Source organism: Actinoplanes utahensis, from assembly GCF_016862455.1.
Lineage (GTDB): Bacteria > Actinomycetota > Actinomycetes > Mycobacteriales > Micromonosporaceae > Actinoplanes > Actinoplanes utahensis.
The window spans coordinates 25,485-45,944 of record NZ_BOMZ01000069.1 but is presented as its reverse complement, the minus strand read 5'-3'; the positions used below and the strand labels follow the sequence as shown (position 1 = coordinate 45,944).

18 protein-coding genes are annotated in these 20,460 nt (G+C 68.6%); all 18 read right to left on the bottom strand.

Annotated elements, in window-relative coordinates; all coding sequences use genetic code 11:
- Positions 1 to 135 precede the first annotated feature (135 nt).
- The 18 genes from nuoN to mqnC all read right to left on the bottom strand — a co-directional run bounded on the left by nuoN (position 136) and on the right by mqnC (position 20,401).
- The gene (nuoN, locus tag Aut01nite_RS23745) at positions 136 to 1,668 is read right to left on the bottom strand and encodes an NADH-quinone oxidoreductase subunit NuoN (RefSeq protein WP_043522770.1); all 1,533 of its coding nucleotides are present in this window, start codon (positions 1,666 to 1,668) and stop codon (positions 136 to 138) included.
- 2 nt (positions 1,669 to 1,670) lie between these two features.
- Positions 1,671 to 3,212: an NADH-quinone oxidoreductase subunit M gene (locus Aut01nite_RS23740; RefSeq protein ID WP_043522773.1), complete on the bottom strand. Its 1,542-nt coding sequence runs from the start codon at positions 3,210 to 3,212 to the stop codon at positions 1,671 to 1,673.
- The gene (gene nuoL / locus Aut01nite_RS23735) at positions 3,209 to 5,134 is read right to left on the bottom strand and encodes an NADH-quinone oxidoreductase subunit L (protein ID WP_052163233.1); all 1,926 of its coding nucleotides are present in this window, start codon (positions 5,132 to 5,134) and stop codon (positions 3,209 to 3,211) included. The genes Aut01nite_RS23740 and nuoL overlap by 4 nt, the downstream gene beginning before the upstream one ends.
- Positions 5,135 to 5,145: 11 nt before the next feature.
- Entirely contained in the window at positions 5,146 to 5,445 is a 300-nt protein-coding gene (gene nuoK / locus Aut01nite_RS23730; protein WP_043522775.1) for an NADH-quinone oxidoreductase subunit NuoK, read from the bottom strand.
- Positions 5,442 to 6,185 carry an NADH-quinone oxidoreductase subunit J gene (locus Aut01nite_RS23725; protein ID WP_043522776.1) on the bottom strand — a complete coding sequence of 248 codons (744 nt, stop codon included), beginning with the start codon at positions 6,183 to 6,185 and terminating at the stop codon, positions 5,442 to 5,444. The genes nuoK and Aut01nite_RS23725 overlap by 4 nt, the downstream gene beginning before the upstream one ends.
- Positions 6,182 to 6,814 carry an NADH-quinone oxidoreductase subunit NuoI gene (gene nuoI, locus Aut01nite_RS23720; protein ID WP_043522778.1) on the bottom strand — a complete coding sequence of 211 codons (633 nt, stop codon included), beginning with the start codon at positions 6,812 to 6,814 and terminating at the stop codon, positions 6,182 to 6,184. The genes Aut01nite_RS23725 and nuoI overlap by 4 nt, the downstream gene beginning before the upstream one ends.
- 1 nt (position 6,815) lies before the next feature.
- Positions 6,816 to 8,177: an NADH-quinone oxidoreductase subunit NuoH gene (nuoH, locus tag Aut01nite_RS23715; RefSeq protein WP_152628503.1), complete on the bottom strand. Its 1,362-nt coding sequence runs from the start codon at positions 8,175 to 8,177 to the stop codon at positions 6,816 to 6,818.
- 11 nt (positions 8,178 to 8,188) lie between these two features.
- Positions 8,189 to 10,684, bottom strand: coding sequence for an NADH-quinone oxidoreductase subunit G (locus tag Aut01nite_RS23710; protein ID WP_043522782.1), 2,496 nt, complete (start codon positions 10,682 to 10,684; stop codon positions 8,189 to 8,191).
- 58 nt (positions 10,685 to 10,742) lie between these two features.
- Positions 10,743 to 12,059: an NADH-quinone oxidoreductase subunit NuoF gene (nuoF, locus tag Aut01nite_RS23705; RefSeq protein WP_043522783.1), complete on the bottom strand. Its 1,317-nt coding sequence runs from the start codon at positions 12,057 to 12,059 to the stop codon at positions 10,743 to 10,745.
- Entirely contained in the window at positions 12,056 to 13,270 is a 1,215-nt protein-coding gene (gene nuoE, locus Aut01nite_RS23700) for an NADH-quinone oxidoreductase subunit NuoE (RefSeq protein ID WP_043522785.1), read from the bottom strand. The genes nuoF and nuoE overlap by 4 nt, the downstream gene beginning before the upstream one ends.
- On the bottom strand, positions 13,267 to 14,592 hold the full coding sequence (locus Aut01nite_RS23695) for an NADH-quinone oxidoreductase subunit D (protein WP_043522787.1): 1,326 nt from the start codon (positions 14,590 to 14,592) through the stop codon (positions 13,267 to 13,269). The genes nuoE and Aut01nite_RS23695 overlap by 4 nt, the downstream gene beginning before the upstream one ends.
- Positions 14,589 to 15,296: an NADH-quinone oxidoreductase subunit C gene (locus Aut01nite_RS23690; protein ID WP_043522789.1), complete on the bottom strand. Its 708-nt coding sequence runs from the start codon at positions 15,294 to 15,296 to the stop codon at positions 14,589 to 14,591. Before Aut01nite_RS23690 ends, Aut01nite_RS23695 begins: the two co-directional genes overlap by 4 nt.
- Positions 15,293 to 15,964 carry a NuoB/complex I 20 kDa subunit family protein gene (locus tag Aut01nite_RS23685; RefSeq protein ID WP_043522791.1) on the bottom strand — a complete coding sequence of 224 codons (672 nt, stop codon included), beginning with the start codon at positions 15,962 to 15,964 and terminating at the stop codon, positions 15,293 to 15,295. The genes Aut01nite_RS23690 and Aut01nite_RS23685 overlap by 4 nt, the downstream gene beginning before the upstream one ends.
- 6 nt (positions 15,965 to 15,970) lie before the next feature.
- Positions 15,971 to 16,336, bottom strand: a complete 366-nt coding sequence (locus Aut01nite_RS23680; protein WP_425551447.1) for an NADH-quinone oxidoreductase subunit A — start codon at positions 16,334 to 16,336, stop codon at positions 15,971 to 15,973.
- 93 nt (positions 16,337 to 16,429) lie between these two features.
- Positions 16,430 to 17,722, bottom strand: coding sequence for a geranylgeranyl reductase family protein (locus tag Aut01nite_RS23675; RefSeq protein WP_043522793.1), 1,293 nt, complete (start codon positions 17,720 to 17,722; stop codon positions 16,430 to 16,432).
- 119 nt (positions 17,723 to 17,841) lie between these two features.
- Positions 17,842 to 18,111: a hypothetical protein gene (locus tag Aut01nite_RS23670; protein WP_043522795.1), complete on the bottom strand. Its 270-nt coding sequence runs from the start codon at positions 18,109 to 18,111 to the stop codon at positions 17,842 to 17,844.
- 49 nt (positions 18,112 to 18,160) lie between these two features.
- Complete coding sequence (locus Aut01nite_RS23665; protein WP_043522796.1) at positions 18,161 to 18,856, bottom strand: demethylmenaquinone methyltransferase; 696 nt, start codon at positions 18,854 to 18,856, stop codon at positions 18,161 to 18,163.
- Positions 18,857 to 19,162: 306 nt separating this feature from the next.
- Positions 19,163 to 20,401, bottom strand: coding sequence for a cyclic dehypoxanthinyl futalosine synthase (gene mqnC, locus Aut01nite_RS23660; RefSeq protein WP_043522798.1), 1,239 nt, complete (start codon positions 20,399 to 20,401; stop codon positions 19,163 to 19,165).
- Between the last annotated feature and the right edge of the window lie 59 nt (positions 20,402 to 20,460).

Below are 20,460 nucleotides of genomic sequence, written 5' to 3'. Positions count from 1 at the left end.
CGGAGGCAGCAGCGACACCGGGTATCCGGCCCCGCTACGGGCCGAATCCGTTGGTCGCGGCTACCCCGGGGCCTTCGGCTCAACGGCAGGAGCCCCGGCGCGCGGCCGGGGCTCCTGGGTGATCATCTCGGATGATCAGCGGACGAACTGGGCCGCGTCCCGGGTGAGTTCGAGCAGCGGGTCCGGGGCGACGCCGAGCGCCAGGGTGACGAGCACGCCGAGTCCCAGCACCGCCGAGGTGAGGTAACCGGGGATGGAGACCGCGGGGGTCGTCTCGCCCGGCTCGGACAGCCACATCAGCACCACGACCCGCAGGTACGGGAAGGCCAGCAGCATGCTGGTGATCACCCCGAAGATGACGAGCCAGGTCTGCCCGCCCTCGATCGCCGCTCCGAAGACCGCGAACTTGCTCATGAAGCCGCTGGTCACCGGGATGCCGGCGAAGGCGAGCAGGATGAAGGTGAAGACCCCGGCCAGCAGCGGGCTCTTCCGGCCGATGCCGGCCCACCGGGACAGGTGGGTGGCCTCGCCGTCGGCGTCGCGCACCAGGCTGATCACGGCGAACGCGGCGAGCACCGAGAACCCGTACGCCACCAGATAGAACATCGTGCTGCTCAGGCCCTCCTCGTTGAGCGCGAGCACACCCACCAGGAGGTAGCCCGCGTTCGCGATGGACGAGTAGGCCAGCAGCCGCTTCAGGTCGGTCTGGGTGACCGCCAGGACCGCGCCGACGAACATGGTGAGCACCGCGATGACCCCGAGGATCGGCTGGAAGTCCCAGCGCACCCCCTCGAACGCGACGTACAGCACCCGCAGCAGGGCCCCGAACGCGGCGACCTTGGTGCAGGCCGCCATGAACGCGGTGACGGGCGTGGGAGCGCCCTGGTAGACGTCCGGCGTCCAGACGTGGAACGGCGCCAGCGCGGCCTTGAAGAGCAGGCCGATGGTGAGCAGCCCGAGGCCGGCGTAGAGCAGCACCGAGCTGCGCTGCGGGTTGGCGACCGCCTCGTGCACCACGTCGAGCTGGATCCCACCGGAGAAGCCGTAGATGAAGGCCACTCCGAACAGGAAGAACGCCGAGGCGTACGAGCCGAGCAGGAAGTACTTGAGCGCGGCCTCCTGGCTGAGCAGCCGCCGCCTGCGGGCGAGCGCGCACAGCAGGTACAGCGGCAGCGAGAAGACCTCCAGGGCCACGAACATGGTGAGCAGGTCGTTGGCCGAGACGAACAGCAGCATGCCACCGAGCGCGAAGCTGGTCAGCGGGTACACCTCGGTGGCGCCCGGCTGGCCGCCGGCCTGCTGGACGTCCTTCTGGGAGCCGACCGTGACCGCGGCCTGCGAGACGAACGCGCCGCCCCGCTCGATCGTGCGCTCCCCGATCAACAGCAGCGACACCCCGCCGAGCACCAGGATCGCGCCCTGCAGGAACAGCGTCGGGCCGTCCACGGCGACCGCGCCGCCGATGGTGACCGTCCGGGTGCCGCGCTCCAGGATCACCGCGACCAGCGCCGCGACCACGGCGAGCAGCGCCAGCCCGAGCTGGGCCGCGTTGCGGGCCCGGCGCGGCAGGATCACCTCGAGGAGGATGCCGAGGCAGGCCGCGCCGAACAGGATCAGCATCGGCAGGAGCGCGCCGTAGTCGATCGGGGGCAGTTTCAACGGTTCCATGGTCAGCCGCCCACCTTTCCGCCGGCCTCCACCGTGGGGACCGGGTCCTTCGCGCCGACGTCCTGCAGCGTGAACTGCACCGCGGGGTTGATCACGTCGGTGATCGGTTTCGGGTAGAAGCCGAACACCAGCAGCAACGCGATCAGCGGGGCGACGACCACCTTCTCCCGCAGCGTGATGTCCTTCGACATGGCCGGCACCTCGGTGAGGGCCGGGTTGAGCGTGCCCTGGACGGTCCGCTGGATCATCCACAGCACGTACGCGGCGGCCAGCACGATGCCGAGCGTGGCCACCACGGCGAAGCCCTTGTTCGTGCTGAACGTGCCGATCAGGACCAGGAACTCACTGACGAACGGCGCCGTGCCGGGTAGCGCCAGCGAGGCCAAGCCGGCGAAGAACAGCACACCGGCCAGCACCGGAACCAGTTTCCCGGCCCCGCCGAAGTCGCTGACCAGGGCCGAGCCGCGCCGGGCCACGAACATGCCGACCACGATGAACAGCAGGCCGGTGGCCAGCCCGTGGTTGACCATGTAGAGCACCGCGCCGGTGCCCGCCTGGGTGGTGAACGCGAAGATGCCGATGCCGATGAATCCGAAGTGGGCGATCGACGTGTACGACACCAGGCGCTTCAGGTCGTTCTGACCGACCGCGAGCAGCGCCGCGTAGAGGATGCCGATCACCGCGAGGACCATGGCCGTCGGGGCGAACCAGCGCGACGCCTCCGGGAACAGCGAGAGGCAGTAACGCAGGATCCCGAACGTGCCGACCTTGTCCATCACGCCGACCAGCAGCGCGGCGGCCCCGGCCGGGGCGGCCCCACCGGAGTCCGGCAGCCAGGTGTGGAACGGGAAGAACGGCGCCTTGATCGCGAATGCCACGAAGAAGCCGAGGAACAGCCACCGCGCGGTGTTCTGGTCGATCTGCGCGGTGCCCTTCACCAGTTCGGTGAAGTCGAAGGTGTGCCCGCCGAGGACCCACAGTCCGATCACCGAGGCCAGCATGAAGAGGCCGCCGACCAGGCTGTAGAGGAAGAACTTGACGGCCGCGTACTGCTTCTGGCCGCTGCCGAACGACCCGATGATGAAGTACATCGGGATCAGCATGATCTCGAAGAACACGTAGAACAGGAAGATGTCCGCCGCGGCGAACACCCCGATCATGGTGAACTCGAAGGCCAGCAGCAGCGCGAAGTAGGCGGGCGCCGACCGGGTGCTCTGGTCGACGTCGTGCCAGGACGCCAGGATCACGACCGGGAACAGCACCGCGATCAGCATCAGCATGACGAGCGCGATGCCGTCCGCGGCGAAGGTGAAGTTGGCGTTCCAGGACGGGATCCAGGTGTACGACTCGTGGAACTGGAACCGGTCCGTGCTGCCGGTCTCGTAGGCGATCCACATGAACACGCTCAGGCCGAGCACCAGCAGCGACCAGACCAGCGCCACCACTTTGGCGACCTGTGCCCGGGTCCGCGGGATGCAGGCGACCACCCCGGCACCCACCAGCGGCAGGAGCGTCAGAACGGACAGGAACGGGAAGTTCGTCACGCCAACCACCCCAGCTGGATCGCGAGGAAGGCGCCGACCACGAGCATGGCGCCGGTGAGCATCGACAGGGCGTACGACCGGACGAAACCGGTCTGCAGGCGCCGCAGCCGGCCGGACCCACCGCCGATCGCGGCCGCGATTCCGTTGACCACGCCGTCGATCCCCTTGTTGTCGAGGAAGACGAGAGCCCGGGTGAGGTAGATGCCGGGCCGCTCGAACACCGCCTCGTTGAACGCGTCGGTGTAGAGGTTGCGCCGGGCGGCCGTCACCAGCACTCCGGCCGGCTGCGGCTCGAGAGCCGTACCCCGGCGGAAGAGGGCCCAGGCGAGACCCGCGCCGAGCACCGTGACCAGCAGCGACAGAATGGTGATCACGAGGTGCGACAGCACGCCGTGCGCGGCCTCGCCGGACTCCTGTCCGAAGACCGGGTTCAGCCAGTCCGGCACGCTGGTGCTCATCAGGTAACCGGCGCCGACCGAGCCGACCGCCAGCAGGATCAGCGGGATCGTCATGATCGCCGGTGATTCGTGCGGGTGCTGGTTGTCCTCGGTCCAGCGGGCCGGGCCGTGGAAGGTGAGCACGAAGAGCCGGGTCATGTAGAACGCGGTCAGGCCGGCGCCGATCAGCGCCGCCATCCCGAAGACCCAGGCCTCCCAGACGACCTCCCGCTCGAAGGCCGCCGCGATGATCGGCTCCTTGGAGAAGAAGCCGGACAGCGGCGGGATGCCGATGATCGCCAGCCAGCCGGTCGCGAAGGTGAAATAGGTGATCCTCATGTGCTTCCACAGGCCGCCGAACCGCCGGATGTCGACCTGGTCGTGCATCCCGTGCATGACCGAGCCGGCCCCGAGGAACATGTTCGCCTTGAAGAAGCCGTGCGCGAGCAGGTGGATGATGGCCAGCGCGTACGCGCCGCCGCCGAGTCCGACGCCGAGGAACATGTAGCCGATCTGGGAGACCGTCGACCAGGCCAGGACCCGCTTGATGTCGTCCTTGGCCGCACCGATGAGACAGCCCATCAGCAGGGTCAGCGCACCGATGCTCACCACGACCAACTGCAGCGTGGTGTTCGCCGAGAAGATCGGGTTGGACCGGGCGATCAGGTAGACGCCGGCGGTGACCATGGTCGCCGCGTGGATGAGCGCGGAGACCGGGGTCGGGCCCTCCATCGCGTCCGGGAGCCAGGCCTGCAGCGGGAACTGGCCGGACTTGCCGCACGCGCCGAGCAGCAGCAGGATCCCCATGATCAGGATGGTTCCGGCGGCCAGCGAGTCGACGCCGTTGAAGACGTCGTCGTACTGGGTGCTGCCCAGCTCGGTGAACATCAGGAAGATGCCGATCGCCAGGCCGGCGTCGCCGACCCGGTTCATCAGGAACGCCTTCTTGCCGGCGGTCGCCGCCGACGGCTTGGTGTACCAGAACGAGATCAGCAGGTACGACGCCAGACCGACGCCCTCCCAGCCGAAGTACAGCATCACGTAGTTGTTGCCCAGGACCAGCAGCAGCATCGCCGAGACGAACAGGTTGAAGTAGGCGAAGAACCGCCGGCGGCCGGGGTCGTGTTCCATGTACCCGACCGCGTACAGGTGGATCAGCGATCCGACGCCGGTGATCAGCAGCACGAAGACGCCGGCCAGCGGGTCGAAGAGCAGGCCGAAGTCGACGGTCAGATCGCCGACCGCGATGAAGTCCCAGAGGCTGAGCTCAGCCGACCTCCGGGAGGCGTCCAGCCCGGCCAGGGAGAAGAAGAAGATCAGCCCGAGGACGAACGAGGCGGCCACCGACGCGACGCCGAGCCAGTGGCCCCATTTGTCGGCCCGTTTGCCGAGCAGCAGCAGGATCGCCGCGCTGGCCAGCGGGATCGCCACGAGCAACCAGATGTTGCTCAGCACTCCCGTCGCCGGGGCGAAGGTGTTTTCCACGTCAGGCCCCTTCAGTACTTCAGGAGGTTGGCGTCGTCGACGCTCGCCGAGCGCCTCGTACGGAAGATCGACATGATGATGGCGAGGCCCACCACGACCTCGGCCGCCGCGACGACCATCACGAAGAACGAGATGATCTGGCCGTCCAGGCCGCCGTTGATCCGGCTGAAGGTGACCAGCGCCAGGTTCGCCGCGTTCAGCATCAGCTCGATGCACATGAACAGGACGATCGCGTTCCGCCTGATCAGCACCCCGGAGGCGCCGATCGTGAACAGGATGGCGGCCAATACGAGGTAGTAGTCGGGGGTCACTTCTCGGTTCCCTTCGGCGCGACCTCGTTCGGCGTCAGCTCACGAACCGGCAGGATCGGCGAGATGCTCCGCTCGGCGCCGTTGCCGTCCGGCAGCCGGGCCGGGGCGGCCACCGACATGGTGTTCGCGTAGATGCCGGGTCCGGGCTTCGGACCGGGGTAGTTGCCCGGCCGGAAGCGCTCCTTCATCCGGGTCAGCTGGTCCCGCGTGTCCTCCTTGGCCTTCTCGACGTGCGCCAGGATCATCGCGCCGACCGCGGCGGTGATCAGCAGCGCCGACGTCACCTCGAAGGCGAAGACGTACCGGGTGAAGAGCAGCGTGGCCAGGCCCTCGACGTTGCCGTTCGCGTTGGCCTGCGCCAGGCCGACCGCGTCGCCGGCGCCGAGCGAGCGGCCCAGGCCGGCGCCGATCAGCGCGGCGAAGCCGATACCCAGCACGATCGCGGCGATCCGCTGGCCGCGCAGGGTCTCGATCAGCGAGTCCGACGCGTCCCGGCCGACCAGCATCAGCACGAACAGGAACAGCATCATGATCGCGCCGGTGTAGACGATGATCTGCACGAAGCCGAGGAACGGCGCCGAGTTGATCACGTAGAAGAAGCCCAGGTTCAGCATGGTGAGGACCAGCCAGAGCGCGGAGTGCACCGCGTTGCGGGCCAGCACCATGCCGAGCGCCCCGATCACCGCGAGGGAACCGAGGATCCAGAAGGCGACCTGTTCGCCGGTCGACACCGCAGTCATGCCGCACCCTCCCGGCGGACCGTGCCCGCGGTCTCCGGCCGGGCCGCGTGGGCGGCCGGATCGGAGGGATCGTGGGTGCCCGCATCGGCCCACGGGGCCCGCTCCGCGCCCGCCGAGGTGCCCGGGTTCTCCAAGGCGCCGACGTAGTAGTCCTTGTCGGTCTCGCCGAGGCGCATCGGATGCGGCGGCTGTTCCATACCGGACAGCAGCGGAGCCAGGAGCTGCTCCTTCGTGAAGATCAGGTCCTGGCGGCTGTCGCGGGCCAGCTCGTACTCGTTGCTCATGGTCAGCGAGCGGGTCGGGCAGGCCTCGATGCAGAGCCCGCAGAAGATGCACCGGGCGTAGTTGATCTGGTAGATCTTCGCGTACCGCTCGCCCGGCGAGAACCGCTGCTCGTCGGTGTTGTCACCACCCTCGACGTAGATCGCGTCAGCCGGGCAGGCCCAGGCGCACAGCTCGCAGCCGATGCACTTCTCCAGGCCGTCCGGGTGCCGGTTGAGGATGTGCCGGCCGTGATAGCGCGGCGCCGGCTTCGGCGGCGAGAACGGGTAGTCGGTGGTGATCACCTTGCGGAACATGTGCGCGAAGGTCACGCCGAAACCTTTGAAGGAGCCGGTGAACGTACCCACGTCACACCTCCTTCGTGTCTGGCTCGCCGCCGGCGGTGGCGGGTGCCGGCTCGCGTTCGGCAACGGCTCGGCGGGCTCGGGGACTCGGCGGGACCTGGAGATCCATCGGGGGCACCGGGAAGCTGCCCGGCGGTCGCCGGTGCAACTCCTCCTCGATCGACAGCTGCTTCGGTTTCTTCGTGGACGGCCAGCCCCAGGCGACGGCCAGGATCAGCACCGCGATCACTCCGGTGATGACCCACCTGGTGGTGTCGGAGATCTGGCCGCTGCGGGTGACCTTGAAGAACGCCAGGAAGAGGATCCAGACCAGGTTGACCGGGATCAGGACCTTCCAGCCGAACCGCATGAACTGGTCGTAGCGCATCCGGGGCAGCGTGGCCCGCAGCCAGATGAAGCCGAAGAGCAGGATCAGCACCTTGCCGAAGAACCAGAGCAGCGGCCAGTAGCCGGAGTTGGCGCCCTCCCAGAACGTGGTGATCGGGGCCGGGGCCCGCCAGCCGCCCAGGAACAGCGTGGTCGCGAACGCCGAGACGGTGATCATGTTGATGTACTCGGCGAGGAAGAAGAGCGCGAACTTGAACGACGAGTACTCCGTGTGGAAGCCGCCGACCAGCTCGGACTCCGCCTCGGGCAGGTCGAACGGGGCCCGGTTGGTCTCACCGACCGCCGCGATCAGATAGATGACGAAGCTGGGCAGGAGTTGCACGGCGTACCAGCCGGGCGCGGTCACCTCCCAGCCGAGGAGCTCGACCGGGTTGCCGGACGCCTGCGCCGCGACGATCTGCGAGGTGCTCATCGAGCCGGCGGTCATGAAGACCGCCACGATGGACAGACCCATCGCGACCTCGTACGAGATCATCTGCGCGCTCGACCGCAGACCACCCAGCAGCGGATAGGTGGATCCGGAGGCCCAACCGGCCAGCACCACCCCGTAGACCGCCATCGACGAGCAGGCGAGCAGCACGAGCACCGAGACCGGCACGTCGGTGAGCTGCAAGGCGGTCTGCTGACCGAACATGTTCACCACGCCGCCGAACGGAATCACCGAGAAGGCGGTGAATGCCACCGTCGCGGAGATCACCGGGGCGATGAAGTAGACGACCTTGTCGGCGGTCTTCGGGATGATCTCCTCTTTGAACGGCAGTTTCAGGCCGTCGGTGAGGCTCTGCAGCCAGCCCTTGGGTCCGACCTGGTTGGGGCCCGGCCGGACCGCCATCCGGGCCACGACCTTGCGCTCGTAGTTGATCGTGAACAGGGTCAGCAGCAGGAGCAGCGCGAAGACGCCGACCAGCTTGATCAGGACGATCCACCAGACGTCGTTCTCGAACGTCTCGAGGGTCGGGTCGACGGCGGTCGCCGCCAGCACCAGATCGGTCATCGGGCCGCTCCTTCGGCGAGGATCGGGCCGGGCACGCCGGCCGTCAGCTTGACGACCGCGCCGGCGGTGACGCCGAGACTGCGCCGCACCGTCGAGCCGGGCGAGTTGGTCGGCAGCCACACCACCTTCGGCGGCAGGTCGGTGATCGCGGCCGGCAGCGTGACCGAGCCACGGACCGTGCTGACCGTGACCAGGTCACCGTCGACGACGCCGAGCGACTCGGCGAGGTCCTTGCCGATCCGGGCGACCGGCGGCCGGGCCGTGCCGGCCAGCACTTGGTCACCGTCGAGCAGCGAGCCCAGGTCGATCAGCTGGTGCCAGGTGGCCAGCAACGCCTCACCCGCGGCGGGCTCGGCGGGCCGGACCACCTCGGCGGACGGCCGGGACCGCGGAACCGCGCTGCCGGGCAGCCCGCCCAGTTCGCGCCGGATCGCCGTCACGTCACCGGTGTTCAGGGTGACGTCGAGAAGCGCGGCGATCGCTTCGAGGACCCGCCCGTCGGTCATCGCGGTGCTCTTCAGCACCGCGCCGAACGACCGCAGCCGGCCCTCCCAGTTCATGTAGGTGCCGGCCTTCTCCACGGCCGGGGCGATCGGCAGCACCACGTCGGCGCGCCGGGTCACCGCACTCTGCCGCATCTCCAGGCTGACCAGGAACGGCACGGCGTCGAGCGCTTCCTCGGCCAGCCGCGGGTCGGCCAGGTCGGCCGGGTCCACCCCGCCGACCAGCAGGGCGCCCAGGGTGCCGTCCGCGGCCGCGGCCACGATCCGGTCGGTGTCCCGGCCGGGCGTTGCGGGCAGCACGCCCGGCTCGGTCTTCCAGGCCAGCGAGAGTTCGGCACGGGCCGCCGTGTCGGTGACCGGGCGGCCGCCGGGCAGCAGGTTCGGCAGGCAGCCGGCGTCGACCGCACCCCGGTCACCGGCCCGGCGGGGCACCCAGGCGAGGGTGGCGCCGGTGCGGGCGGCCAGCTCGGCGGCCGCGGTGAGCGCGCCCGGCACGGTGGCCAGCCGCTCCCCCACGATCAGCAGGGCGCCGGGTGCGCCGAGCGCCCCCGCGACAGCGGGATCGGTGTTGAGGACGTGCGCCTCATCCCCCGGCAGGGCGGTGACGAGCGCGGCGCCGATCTTCTCCAGACCCCTGCTGAGGTACGGCGAGACCGCCGTCACCGTGAGCTTCTTCTTGACGTGGCCCTTACGTAGGCGCAGGAAGAGGATCGGTGACTCCTCCTCCGGCTCGATACCCGCGAGCACCACCGACGGCGCGTTCTCGACCTGCTCGTACGTCGCCTCGGTGACCCCGGCGACCGCGGCGGCCAGGAAGTCGGCCTCCTCGGTGCTGGCGAGCGCCGACCCGGTCCCCCGGATCGGCCGGGCCCGGAAGTCGATGTCGTTGGTGCCGAGGACGATCCGGGCGAACTTCGCGTAGGCGTACGCGTCCTCGACCGTCAGCCGGCCACCCGGAAGCACCCCGACGCCGCGTTCCCGCGCCGCTTTGAGTCCCTCCGCCGCGACCACCAGCGCCTCGCTCCACGCCGCCTCACGCAGTTCGCCGGTCTTCGCGTCCCGGACGAGCGGCGTCATGATCCGGTCGGTGGCCGTGGCGTACCGGAAGCCCCAGCGGCCCTTGTCGCAGTTCCACTCCTCGTTGACCGCCGGGTCGTCGCCGGCCAGCCGGCGCAGCACCTTCCCGCGCCGGTGGTCGGTGCGCTGCGCGCAGCCGGAGGCACAGTGCTCGCAGGCGCTCGGCGAGGAGACCAGGTCGAACGGGCGGGCCCGGAACCGGTACTGCTCGCCGGTCAGCGCGCCGACCGGGCAGATCTGGATGGTGTTGCCGGAGAAGTACGAGTTGAACGGGACGTCCCCCTCGCCTTCGCCGGCCTGTCCGTCGCCGGTGCCGGTGCCGCCGAAGAAGTCGTCCCGGTAGACGTTGATCTGCTCGCCGGAGGAACGGTCCATCAGGTCGATGAACTTGTCGCCGGCGATCTCCTCGGAGAACCGGGTGCAGCGCTGGCACAGCACGCAGCGCTCCCGGTCCAGCAGCACCTGGCTGGAGATGTGGATCGGCTTCTCGTACTCCCGCTTGTGCTCCTTGAACCGGGAGTCCGAGCGGCCACTGCTCATCGCCTGGTTCTGCAACGGGCATTCGCCGCCCTTGTCGCAGGTGGGGCAGTCGAGCGGGTGGTTGATCAGCAGCAGCTCCATCACGCCGGCCTGTGCCTTGGCGGCGACCGGCGAGCTGAGCTGGGTCTTCACCACCATGCCCTCGGCCACCGTCTGGGTGCAGGAGGCGACCGGCTTGCGCTGGCCCTCCACCTCCACCAGGCACTGCCGGCAGGCGCCGGCCGGGGCGAGCAGCGGGTGGTCGCAGAACCGCGGGATGGCGATGCCCATCCGCTCGGCGACCCGGATGACCAGCTCGCCCTTCGCAGCGACGACCTCGACCCCGTCGACGGTCAGCGTGACGGTGTCGGCCTTCTTCTCAACGTCGGTCATGTCAGTGCTCCCCTGGATGCAAATTGCGGGGCTTGCTTCGCTGCACTCCTCATTTGCATCAATGCGCTCCTACGAGGGACTTCTCGGAGAGCCGCGGCGCGGTGCGGCCCTCGATGTAGCCGAGGTAGTCGTCCCGGAACCACTTGAGCGTCGACACGACCGGGGTGGCCGCGCCGTCGCCGAGGCCGCAGAACGACCGGCCGAAGATGTTGTCGGCGGTGTCCTGCAGGGTGTCCAGGTCGGCGTGGGTGCCCTGACCGGCCAGGATGCGCCGGTAGGTGCGGACCATCCAGTAGTTGCCCTCGCGGCACGGGGTGCACTTGCCGCACGACTCGTGGTGGTAGAACTCCAGCCACCGCCACGTGTTGTAGACCGGGCAGTCCTGGTCCGAGAAGATCTGCATGGCCGTGGTGCCGAGGATCGATCCGGCCGCCGCCACCCCTTCGAAGTCCATCGGGGTGTCGATGTGCTCGGCGGTCAGGATCGGCGTCGACGAGCCGCCCGGCGTCCAGAACTTCAGGTTGTGGCCCGGCTTCATGCCCCCGGCCAGCTCGATCAGCTCGCGCAGGGTGATGCCGAGGCCGCACTCGTACTGGCCGGGGTTCACGACCCGGCCGGACAGCGAGTAGATCATCGGGCCGGCCGACTTCTCCGTGCCCATGCTCTTCCACCAGTCGGCGCCGCCCAGCACGATGTAGGGCACGCTGGCGATGGTCCCGACGTTGTTGACCACGGTCGGGCTGGCGTAGAGGCCGGCGATCGCCGGGAACGGCGGGCGCAGCCGGGGCTGTCCGCGGAAACCTTCCAGCGAGTCCAGCAGCGCGGTCTCCTCACCGCAGATGTACGCGCCCGCGCCGCTGTGCACGACCAGGTCCAGGTCGAATCCCGACTTCAGGATGTTCTTCCCGAGGTACCCCTTGGCGTACGCCTCCTGGACGGCGTTGCGCAGCCGCCGGGCGGCGTGCACCGCCTCACCACGGATGTAGATGAACGCCCGGTTGGCCCGGATCGCGTACGAGGCGATGATCGCGCCCTCGATCAGCGAGTGCGGGTCGTAGGTCATCAGCGGCAGGTCCTTGCAGGTGCCCGGCTCGCCCTCGTCCGCGTTGATCACCAGGTAGTGCGGCTTGCCGTCGCCCTGCGGGATGAAGCCCCACTTCAGGCCGGTCGGGAAGCCGGCGCCGCCGCGGCCGCGCAGCCCGGAGTCCTTGATCAGCTGGATCAGGTCGTCCGGGTGCACGTCGAGCGCCTTGCGCAGCGCCGCGTACCCGTCGAGCCGCTCGTAGACCCCGATCTGCCAGGCGTCCGGCGAGAGCCAGCGCTTGGTCAGCACCGGGGTGAGCTTCTGGAGGACCTCTGGTCGAGGCTGGGTCACTTCTCCTCCTCGGTGACACGCGGAACGTTCTGCCATCCGGGGTTCGGGTCGGTGGCTTCCGGCTTCTGCTCGGCCGTGCGCTGGCTGACGATGTGTTCGCCGCGGGAACTGTCACCGGCGGGTTTGCCGTCACCCGCGGGCGTGTTGGCAGCCACGCCGGCCGCCTCCGCCTGGTTCTCCGGGACCGGTGTGGTGGCCTCGGCGTCACCGGTCCGGTCGGGCGTGTCCATCGTGGGATTGCGCCGCTCGGCGGTCCGAACCTCGGGATCCTTGAGGTCGCCGGTGTCGGTGGTGCGGCCGGCGTTGTCGCCTGCCTGCTCCGCCGCCTTTCCGCTGTGCCGCCGCTCGTCCACCTTCTCGGCGACCGCTCCGGCGGCGGCCTTCACCGCGCCCGCCGCCTTCTTGGCGACGGTGGCGATCCGGCCCTCCGGCTTGCCCTCGATCGGCTTGTCGGCCGCGTCGGTCCGGGGCGGGAGCGCGCTCTCGTTCCGGGCCGGTTTGGTCTTGGTGATCGGGGTGTCCGGGTCGAATCCGGCCACCGCGACACCGTGCTCCTGGGCCAGCCGCACGCCGCGCAGGGTCGGCGCGCCGGCCACCCCGTCGGCGACCGCGCCGTCCCGCGGGTCGGCGAACCCGGCGAGCTGGTACTGCATCTCCCGCAGCGAGCAGATCCGCGCGCCGCGCTCCGGGGTCGGCCGGTCGCCCTGGCGCAGGTTCTCCACCAGCTCGACCGCGCTCTCCGGGGTCGCCTGGTCGATGGTGAAGTCGTAGTTGACCGTCACCACCGGCGCGTAGTCGCAGGCCGCGAGGCACTCGGCGTGCTCCAGGGTGATCCGGCCGTCGGCGGTGGTCTCGTCGTGGCCGACGCCGAGGTGCTCGACGAGCTGGTCGTACACCTCCTGGCCGCCCAGCACGTTGCACAGGGTGTTGGTGCAGACGCTGACCAGGTACTCGCCGGTGGGCCGGCGCTTGTACATGGTGTAGAAGGTCGCGACCGCGCCGACCTGGGCCTTGTTGATGCCCAGGATGTCCGCGCAGAACGCCACCCCGGCCGGGCTGACGTGGCCCTCCTCGGTCTGCACCAGGTGCAGCAGCGGCAGCAGCGCCGAGCGCTCGCGCCCGGCGGGGTAGCGGGCGAGGATCTCCCGCGCCGGCTCCAGCAGCTTCGCCGCCAGTGGCTCGGCGGCCGGCGAGAATTCCACCGTTGTCATCGGTCACACCCACCCATCACGGGATCCAGCGAGGCGCCGCCGGCGATCACGTCGGCCAGCAGGGCGCCCTCGGCCATCGCCGGGATGGCCTGGAGGTTCACGAAGCTCGGGTCGCGGTAGTGCACCCGGTACGGGTGGGTTCCACCGTCGGAGACCGCGTGGACGCCGAGTTCGCCACGCGGGTGCTCGATGCCGACATAGACTTGGCCGGGCGGCACCCGGAAGCCCTCGGTCACCAGCTTGAAGTGGTGGATCAGCGACTCCATCGACTGACCCATGATCTTGGCGACGTGTTCCAGGGAGTTCCCCAGCCCGTCGACGCCGAGCGCGAGCTGCGCCGGCCAGGCGATCTTCTTGTCCGAGATCCAGATCGGCCCGGGCTTGAGGCGGTCCAGAGCCTGCTCGACGATCTTGAGCGACTCCCGGATCTCCGCGATCCGGACCAGGTAACGGCCCCAGACGTCGGCGGTGGTCGCGGTCGGCACGTCGAACTCGTAGTTCTCGTAACCGCAGTACGGCATGGTCTTGCGCAGGTCCCAGGGCAGGCCGGCCGAGCGCAGCACCGGGCCGGTGATGCCGAGCGAGAGGCACCCGGTCACGTCCAGCACGGCGACGCCCTGCGTGCGCTGCTGCCAGATGATCTGGCCGGACAGCATCGCCTCGTACTCCTTGAGCTTCTTCGGCAGGTACTTCAGGAAGTCGCGGATCTTGCGGACCGCGGACTCCGGAATGTCCTGGGAGAGGCCGCCGGGACGGACGTAGCCGTTGTTCATCCGCAGGCCGGAGGTCTCCTCGAAGATGTCGAGGATGTACTCCCGCTCGCGGAAGCCGTACAGCATCATCGAGATCGCGCCCAGCTCCATGCCGGTGGTGGCCAGCCAGACCAGGTGCGAGGCGATCCGCTGCAGCTCCATGAACATGACCCGGATCGTGGTCGCCCGCTCGGTGATCTGATCGGAGATACCGAGCAGCTTCTCCACCGCAAGGCAGTAACCCACCTCGTTGAACATGTTGGAGAGGTAGTCCATCCGGGTCACGAACGTGACGCCCTGGGTCCAGTTGCGGTACTCCAGGTTCTTCTCGATCCCGGTGTGCAGGTAACCGACGACCGGGCGGCACTCGGTGACGGTCTCGCCCTCGAGTTCGAGCACCAGCCGCAGCACGCCGTGGGTGGACGGGTGCTGCGGGCCCATGTTGACGACGATCTTCTCGTTGCTGAGCGGGTCGACGGTGGCGGTGAGGTCGTCCCAGTCGCCGCCGGTGACCGTGAAGACCCGGCCCTCGGTGGTCTCGCGCTCGGTCGCGTACTCAGATGTGGTCACTGGTAGACCCTCCGCTGGTCGGGAGGCGGAATCTCGGCGCCCTTGTACTCGACGGGCACGCCGCCGAGCGGGTAGTCCTTGCGCTGGGGGTGGCCCTCCCAGTCGTCCGGCATGAGGATGCGGGTGAGGTTCGGGTGGCCGGCGAAGACGACGCCGAACATGTCGTAGATCTCCCGCTCCTGCCAGTCGGCGGTCGGGTAGACCCGGGTGACGCTCGGGACGGGGACGCCGTCGGCCACCGCGACCTCCAGCCGCACCCGGCGGCGATAGGTCATCGAAGTCAATTGATAAGCGATGTGGAATCGGCGCTCGTCGGAACCCAGATAGTCGACCGCGTCGACCGAGGAACAGAGCTCGAACCGCAACGAGGCGTCGTCACGCATTACCTGACACACCTCGACGATGCGTTCAGGGCGGATGTGAAGTGTGAGTTCCGCCCTATCCACGACCACCTTCTCGATCGCTTCGGAGAAGGCCGGATATGCTTCCTCCAACGCGTCATAGACGTCGTCGAAATACCCGCCGTACGGCCGTGGGCTGTCAAAAACAGCAGGCCGAGGGCGGACCAGACGACCGAAGCCGGAGACGTCGCCGGTGCCTTTGACGCCGAACATCCCTTTGTCGGGGCTGGGTGGTGTCTGCGCCGGGGCACCCAATTCGGCACCGACCGGAGCGTTACCCTCAGTTCCGGGGTGAATACTCATTTGTGTTCCTCCCGCAAATGCGGCTGGAGCTTCATCCAGTTCTCGATCCGCAATTGCTCTTCGCGTCCCTCTTTCACGGCCTGGGTCCATTCCGCGCGGCGGACCTTGTCCACGCGGTAGGACGACGGCATGGCTCCCGGCGCGACGGTCGGAACTCGGCCCTCGGCCTGCCGAGCTTCGAGCATCTTGCGGCCGTTGGGGCCCAGTGGCTGCGCCATGACCTTCTCGCGCATCTTGAGGATCGCGTCGATGAGCATCTCGGGTCGCGGCGGACAGCCCGGCAGATAGATGTCGACCGGGATGATGTGATCGACGCCCTGGACGATCGCGTAGTTGTTGAACATCCCGCCGGACGAGGCGCAGACCCCCATCGAGATCACCGAGCGGGGCTCAGGCATCTGGTCGTAGATCTGCCGCACCACCGGGGCCATCTTCTGACTGACCCGGCCGGCCACGATCATCAGGTCGGCCTGTCTGGGCGAGGCGCGGAAGACCTCCATCCCCCAACGGCCCAGGTCGTAATGCGGACCGCCGGAGGCCATCATCTCGATGGCACAACAGGCGAGGCCGAAGGTGGCGCCCCAGAACGATGACTTCCGGGCGTAGTTGGACAGTTTCTCCACACTCGTCAGCAGAATGCCTGCCGGGAGCTTCTCTTCGATTCCCATGCCGCATCAGTCCCAGTTGAGGCCGCCCCGTCGCCACACGTACGCGTAGGCGATGAAGACGGTGAGGATGAACAGGACCATCTCCACGAACCCGAACAGTCCGAGAGCATCGAACTGAATGGCCCACGGGTACAGGAAGATGGTTTCGATGTCGAAGATGATGAAGAGCATCGCGGTCAGGTAGAACTTCACCGGGAACCGCCCGCCACCGATCGGTTGTGGCGCAGGCTCGATACCGCACTCGTAGGCGTCGAGTTTCGCGCGGTTGTAGCGCTTGGGCCCGACGATGGGCGCGACGGACACCGAGAACAACGCGAAGAGGGCGCCGAGGATCAGCAACCCGACGATCGGGACATAAGGGTTGATCGTCATGTCTACTCCCGTACGACTGTTAGCCGCTTAACACTAGTTACTGTGGTTGTGCTGTCCTTTGGTCGGGGTGCCCTATTTGCCTGATTCCAGGACTCAGGCGGAGGGTGCCACCTTGGTGAGGCCGTTGATGATGCGGTCCATGGCGTCGCCACCCCGGGGGTCGGTGAGGTTGGCCAGGAGCTTGAGGACGAACTTCATGAGCAGCGGCTGCGGCATGCCGTACTTCGTGGCGAGCCGCATGATCTGCGGATTGCCGATCAGCTTCACGAAGATCCCACCGATCCGGTAGTAACCACCGAACCGGAGACTCAACTCGGCGGGGTACGCCCGCAGCGCGCGCTCGCGCTCGGGGCCGGCCGGGCGGGCCAGGGCCTGGACGGCCACCTCGGCCGCCATCTCGCCGGACTCCATCGCGTACGCGATGCCCTCGCCGTTCATCGGATTGACCATGCCACCGGAATCGCCGACCAGCATCACTCCACGGGTGTAATGCGGCACCCGGTTGAAGCCCATCGGCAGCGCGGCGCCCAGGGTCGGGCCGTCCGCGTTCGCCTCGTCACGCAGCCCCCACTCCTCGGGGGTGCTGCCCAGCCAGTCGGTGAGCAGGTGGCGATAGTTCGTCTTGCCGAACGCGTCGGAGGAGTTCAGGATGCCGAGGCCCACGTTCACCCGGCCGTCACCCAGGCCGAAGATCCAGCCGTACCCCGGCAGGAGCCGGCCCGGGTCCTGCGCGCTACGCAGCTCCAGCCAGGACTCCAGGTAGTCGTCGTCGGCCTTGACCGCCGAACGGTAGTAGCGCCGGACCGCGACGCCGAGCGGCCGGTCGTCGCGCTTGGCCAGCCCCAGGGAGAGCGGGAACTTGCCGGAGACGCCGTCCGCGGCGATCACCAACGGCGCCCGGAACTCCACCGGCTCCTTGCCGGGCCCGGACTTGGCCTCGACGCCGATCACGTACCCGTCGTCGTTGCGCACCGCCCCGGTGACGTTCACCCCGGTACGCAGCAGCGCGCCCGCCTCGACCGCCTGCCGGGCCAGCATGTCGTCGAAGTCCATGCGGGTCCGGACCAGGCCGTAGTTCGGGAAGGTGGCGAGATCGGGCCAGTCCAGTTCGAGCCGAACGCCACCGCCGATCACCCGCAGGCCCCTATTCTGGAGCCAGCCGGCCTTCTCCGAGGTGTCGATGCCCATCCGGATCAGCTGGCGCACCGCGCGCGGAGTGAGGCCGTCGCCGCACACCTTCTCGCGGGGGAACTCGGTCTTCTCCAGGAGCAGCACGCGCACGCCGTGCCGGGCCAGGTGGTAGGCCGCCGCGGAGCCACCCGGGCCGGCTCCGACCACGATCACGTCCGCCTCGTCGACGACGGGTCCACCTACGTGGTCGCTCACGGTCCAACCTCCGTCTCGCCCGCGTGCTCGTGAATTAGTTCACAAGCATGCCTCGATCGGAGTGTAGGCCGACAATCGAAGATCTTTGCGCTCAGGTCAGCCTAATGTTTGGGAGAGACCTAACGTCCCTGCTCAGGAACCTGTAGGACCCGGTCCGCCACGCCGAGCGCCGGGCCGTCCAGGTGGTCGCGGATGGTGCCGCCCATCGCCTTGTCGAGCGCGACGATCAAGCTCTCGACGAGGTCCTGCGCAAGATCGGGGTCCTGAGCCGCGACCATCCGCAGACGGGTGGCCAGCTCGGTTGCACGGCGCTCGCCGGCCTCCCCCTCGTCGATCGCGAGGTCGATGTCGGCGTCATCAAGGTCATCGAGATGTCCGATATCAGTCATGACCCGAGCTAAACAGCGCTTTCGCCGCCAAGGAGGCGGAATGACGGATTTACACCCGGGTGGCGCGGTGCAGCGCGACGATGCCCCCGGTCAGGTTCCGCCAGCCCACCCGGTCCCACACTCCGGAGCCGGCGATCACGTCGGCCAGGCCCTGCTGGTCGGGCCAGGCGCGGATCGACTCGATGAGATACACGTACGCCTCCGGGTTGCTGGAGACGGCCCGGGCCACCGCCGGCAGGGAGCGCATCAGGTACTGCAGGTAGACGGTGCGGAACGCCTTGTTGGTCGGGTGGCTGAACTCGCACACCACCAGACGGCCGCCCGGCCGGGTGACCCTGGCGAACTCACGCAGCGCAGCGGCCGTGTCCACGACATTACGCAGGGCAAGGGAAATCGTCACCGCGTCGAAGACGCCGTCGGCGAACGGCAGTCGCAGAGCGTCACCGGCAAGCAGCGGCACCTCGGCCCGCACCCGGCGCCCGGCCCGCAGCATGCCCACCGAGATGTCGGCGCCGACCGCGAACGCGCCGGACCGCTCCAGCTCCTCGGTGGAGACTCCGGTGCCCGCGCCCACATCGAGGACCCGCTCACCCGGCCGCAGACCCAGAGCGGCCCGGGTGGCCTGCCGCCACCCGCGGTCCTGCCCGAAGGAGATCACGGTGTTGGTCAGGTCGTACCGATGGGCCACGCCGTCGAACATCTCGGCGACCTCATGGGGCTGCTTGTCCAGATCTGCGCGCGTCACAGCGCCAAGCTTTCCACGGCGGGATAACAGAACGGGCGGGATGGTCACCCATCCCGCCCGCGCCTTGTGCGTTATATATACGACCGTCGTCGGTCGGGTCCGAGTGCTCGTCACCGACGCTGACCGCGACTGGCGACGTATCCGAGTTACCAAGGCCGCACCGGCCTTACCCAGGCAACGTAACCAGCGCGAACGAGCCGGTACAGCCAACCGCCGGGCTCGTTACGAAGGAGCAACCCGGCATCACCGGTCTGACCCCCCGAACCTGGCCGAACGGACGATCGCCACCCCCCGAAGGGATGGGTTTCAGCTCGCTTCGACCAGCGGGAGCTGTTTGCGGACCCCACCGCCGGGCAGGGCGATGGATGAGAAGTGAGAGACGACACGGTCATCGGTCGGGTCGTCGGCGGGGGTGTGGTGCACGGCGAGGTGCCTGTACCAGGTGTCGCGCCACGCCGGGATCCGGTCGGCGGTGCGGATCATCGTGATCAGCTCCTGGAGGTTCGACCGGTGCTTCGCGCCGGCCGAGGAGATCACGTTCTCCTCCAGCATGATCGAGCCCAGGTCGTCGACACCCATGTGGAGCGAGAGCTGGCCGACGTCCTTGCCGGTGGTGAGCCAGGACGCCTGCAGGTGCGAGACGTTGTCGAAGAACAACCGGGAGACCGCGATGAAACGCAGGTACTCCATCGTGGTGGCCTGGGTGCGGCCCTTGAGATGGTTGTTCTCCGGCTGGTACGTCCACGGGATGAAGGCACGGAAGCCGCCGACCTGGTGCGACTGCTCGACCGGGACGTCGGAGTAGCCGTTGGCCACGGCGAGGTCCTGCACGTCACGGATCATCCGGATGTGCTCGATGCGCTCGGCGTTGGTCTCACCCGTACCCATCATCATGGTCGCGGTGGAGGACAGACCGTGCCGGTGCGCGATGGCCATCACCTCGAGCCAGCGGGCGCCGCTCTCCTTGAGCGGGGCGATCGCCTTGCGCGGGCGATCCGGCAGCATCTCGGCGCCGGCCCCGGCGATCGAGTCCAGCCCGGCGGCCTTGATCCTGATCACCGCCTCCTCGATGGAGACACCGTCGACCTTGGCCATGTGCAGGATCTCGCTCGGGCCGATCGAATGGATGGCGAGCTGCGGGAACGCCTGCTTGACCGAGGAGAAGAGGTTCTCGTAATAGGCAACGCCGAAGTCGGGGTGGTGGCCGCCCTGCAGCATCACCTGGGTGGCGCCGAGGTCGACGGCCTCACCGGCCCGGTGCAGGATCTCCTCGATCGGGTGCGCCCAGCCCTCCTGGTGCTTGGGGGCCCGGAAGAAGGCGCAGAACTTGCACGCCGTCACGCAGACGTTCGTGTAGTTGATGTTCCGGTCGATCAGGTAGGTGACGATGCCGTCGGGATGCCGCCGGCGCCGGACCGCGTCGGCCGCCTCGCCCAGCGCGTGGAACGGGGCCTCCGTGTAGAGCAGCAGCGCCTCCTCGGGCGTGATCCGCCCACCGTCGGCCCCACGCTGCAGGATGCTGTCGATCTCCGGATTCGCGGTCACGATCTGAAGCGTACGTCCACCGGGCGTCAACCGTCAGCGGCGAGGGTCACCGGCGACCG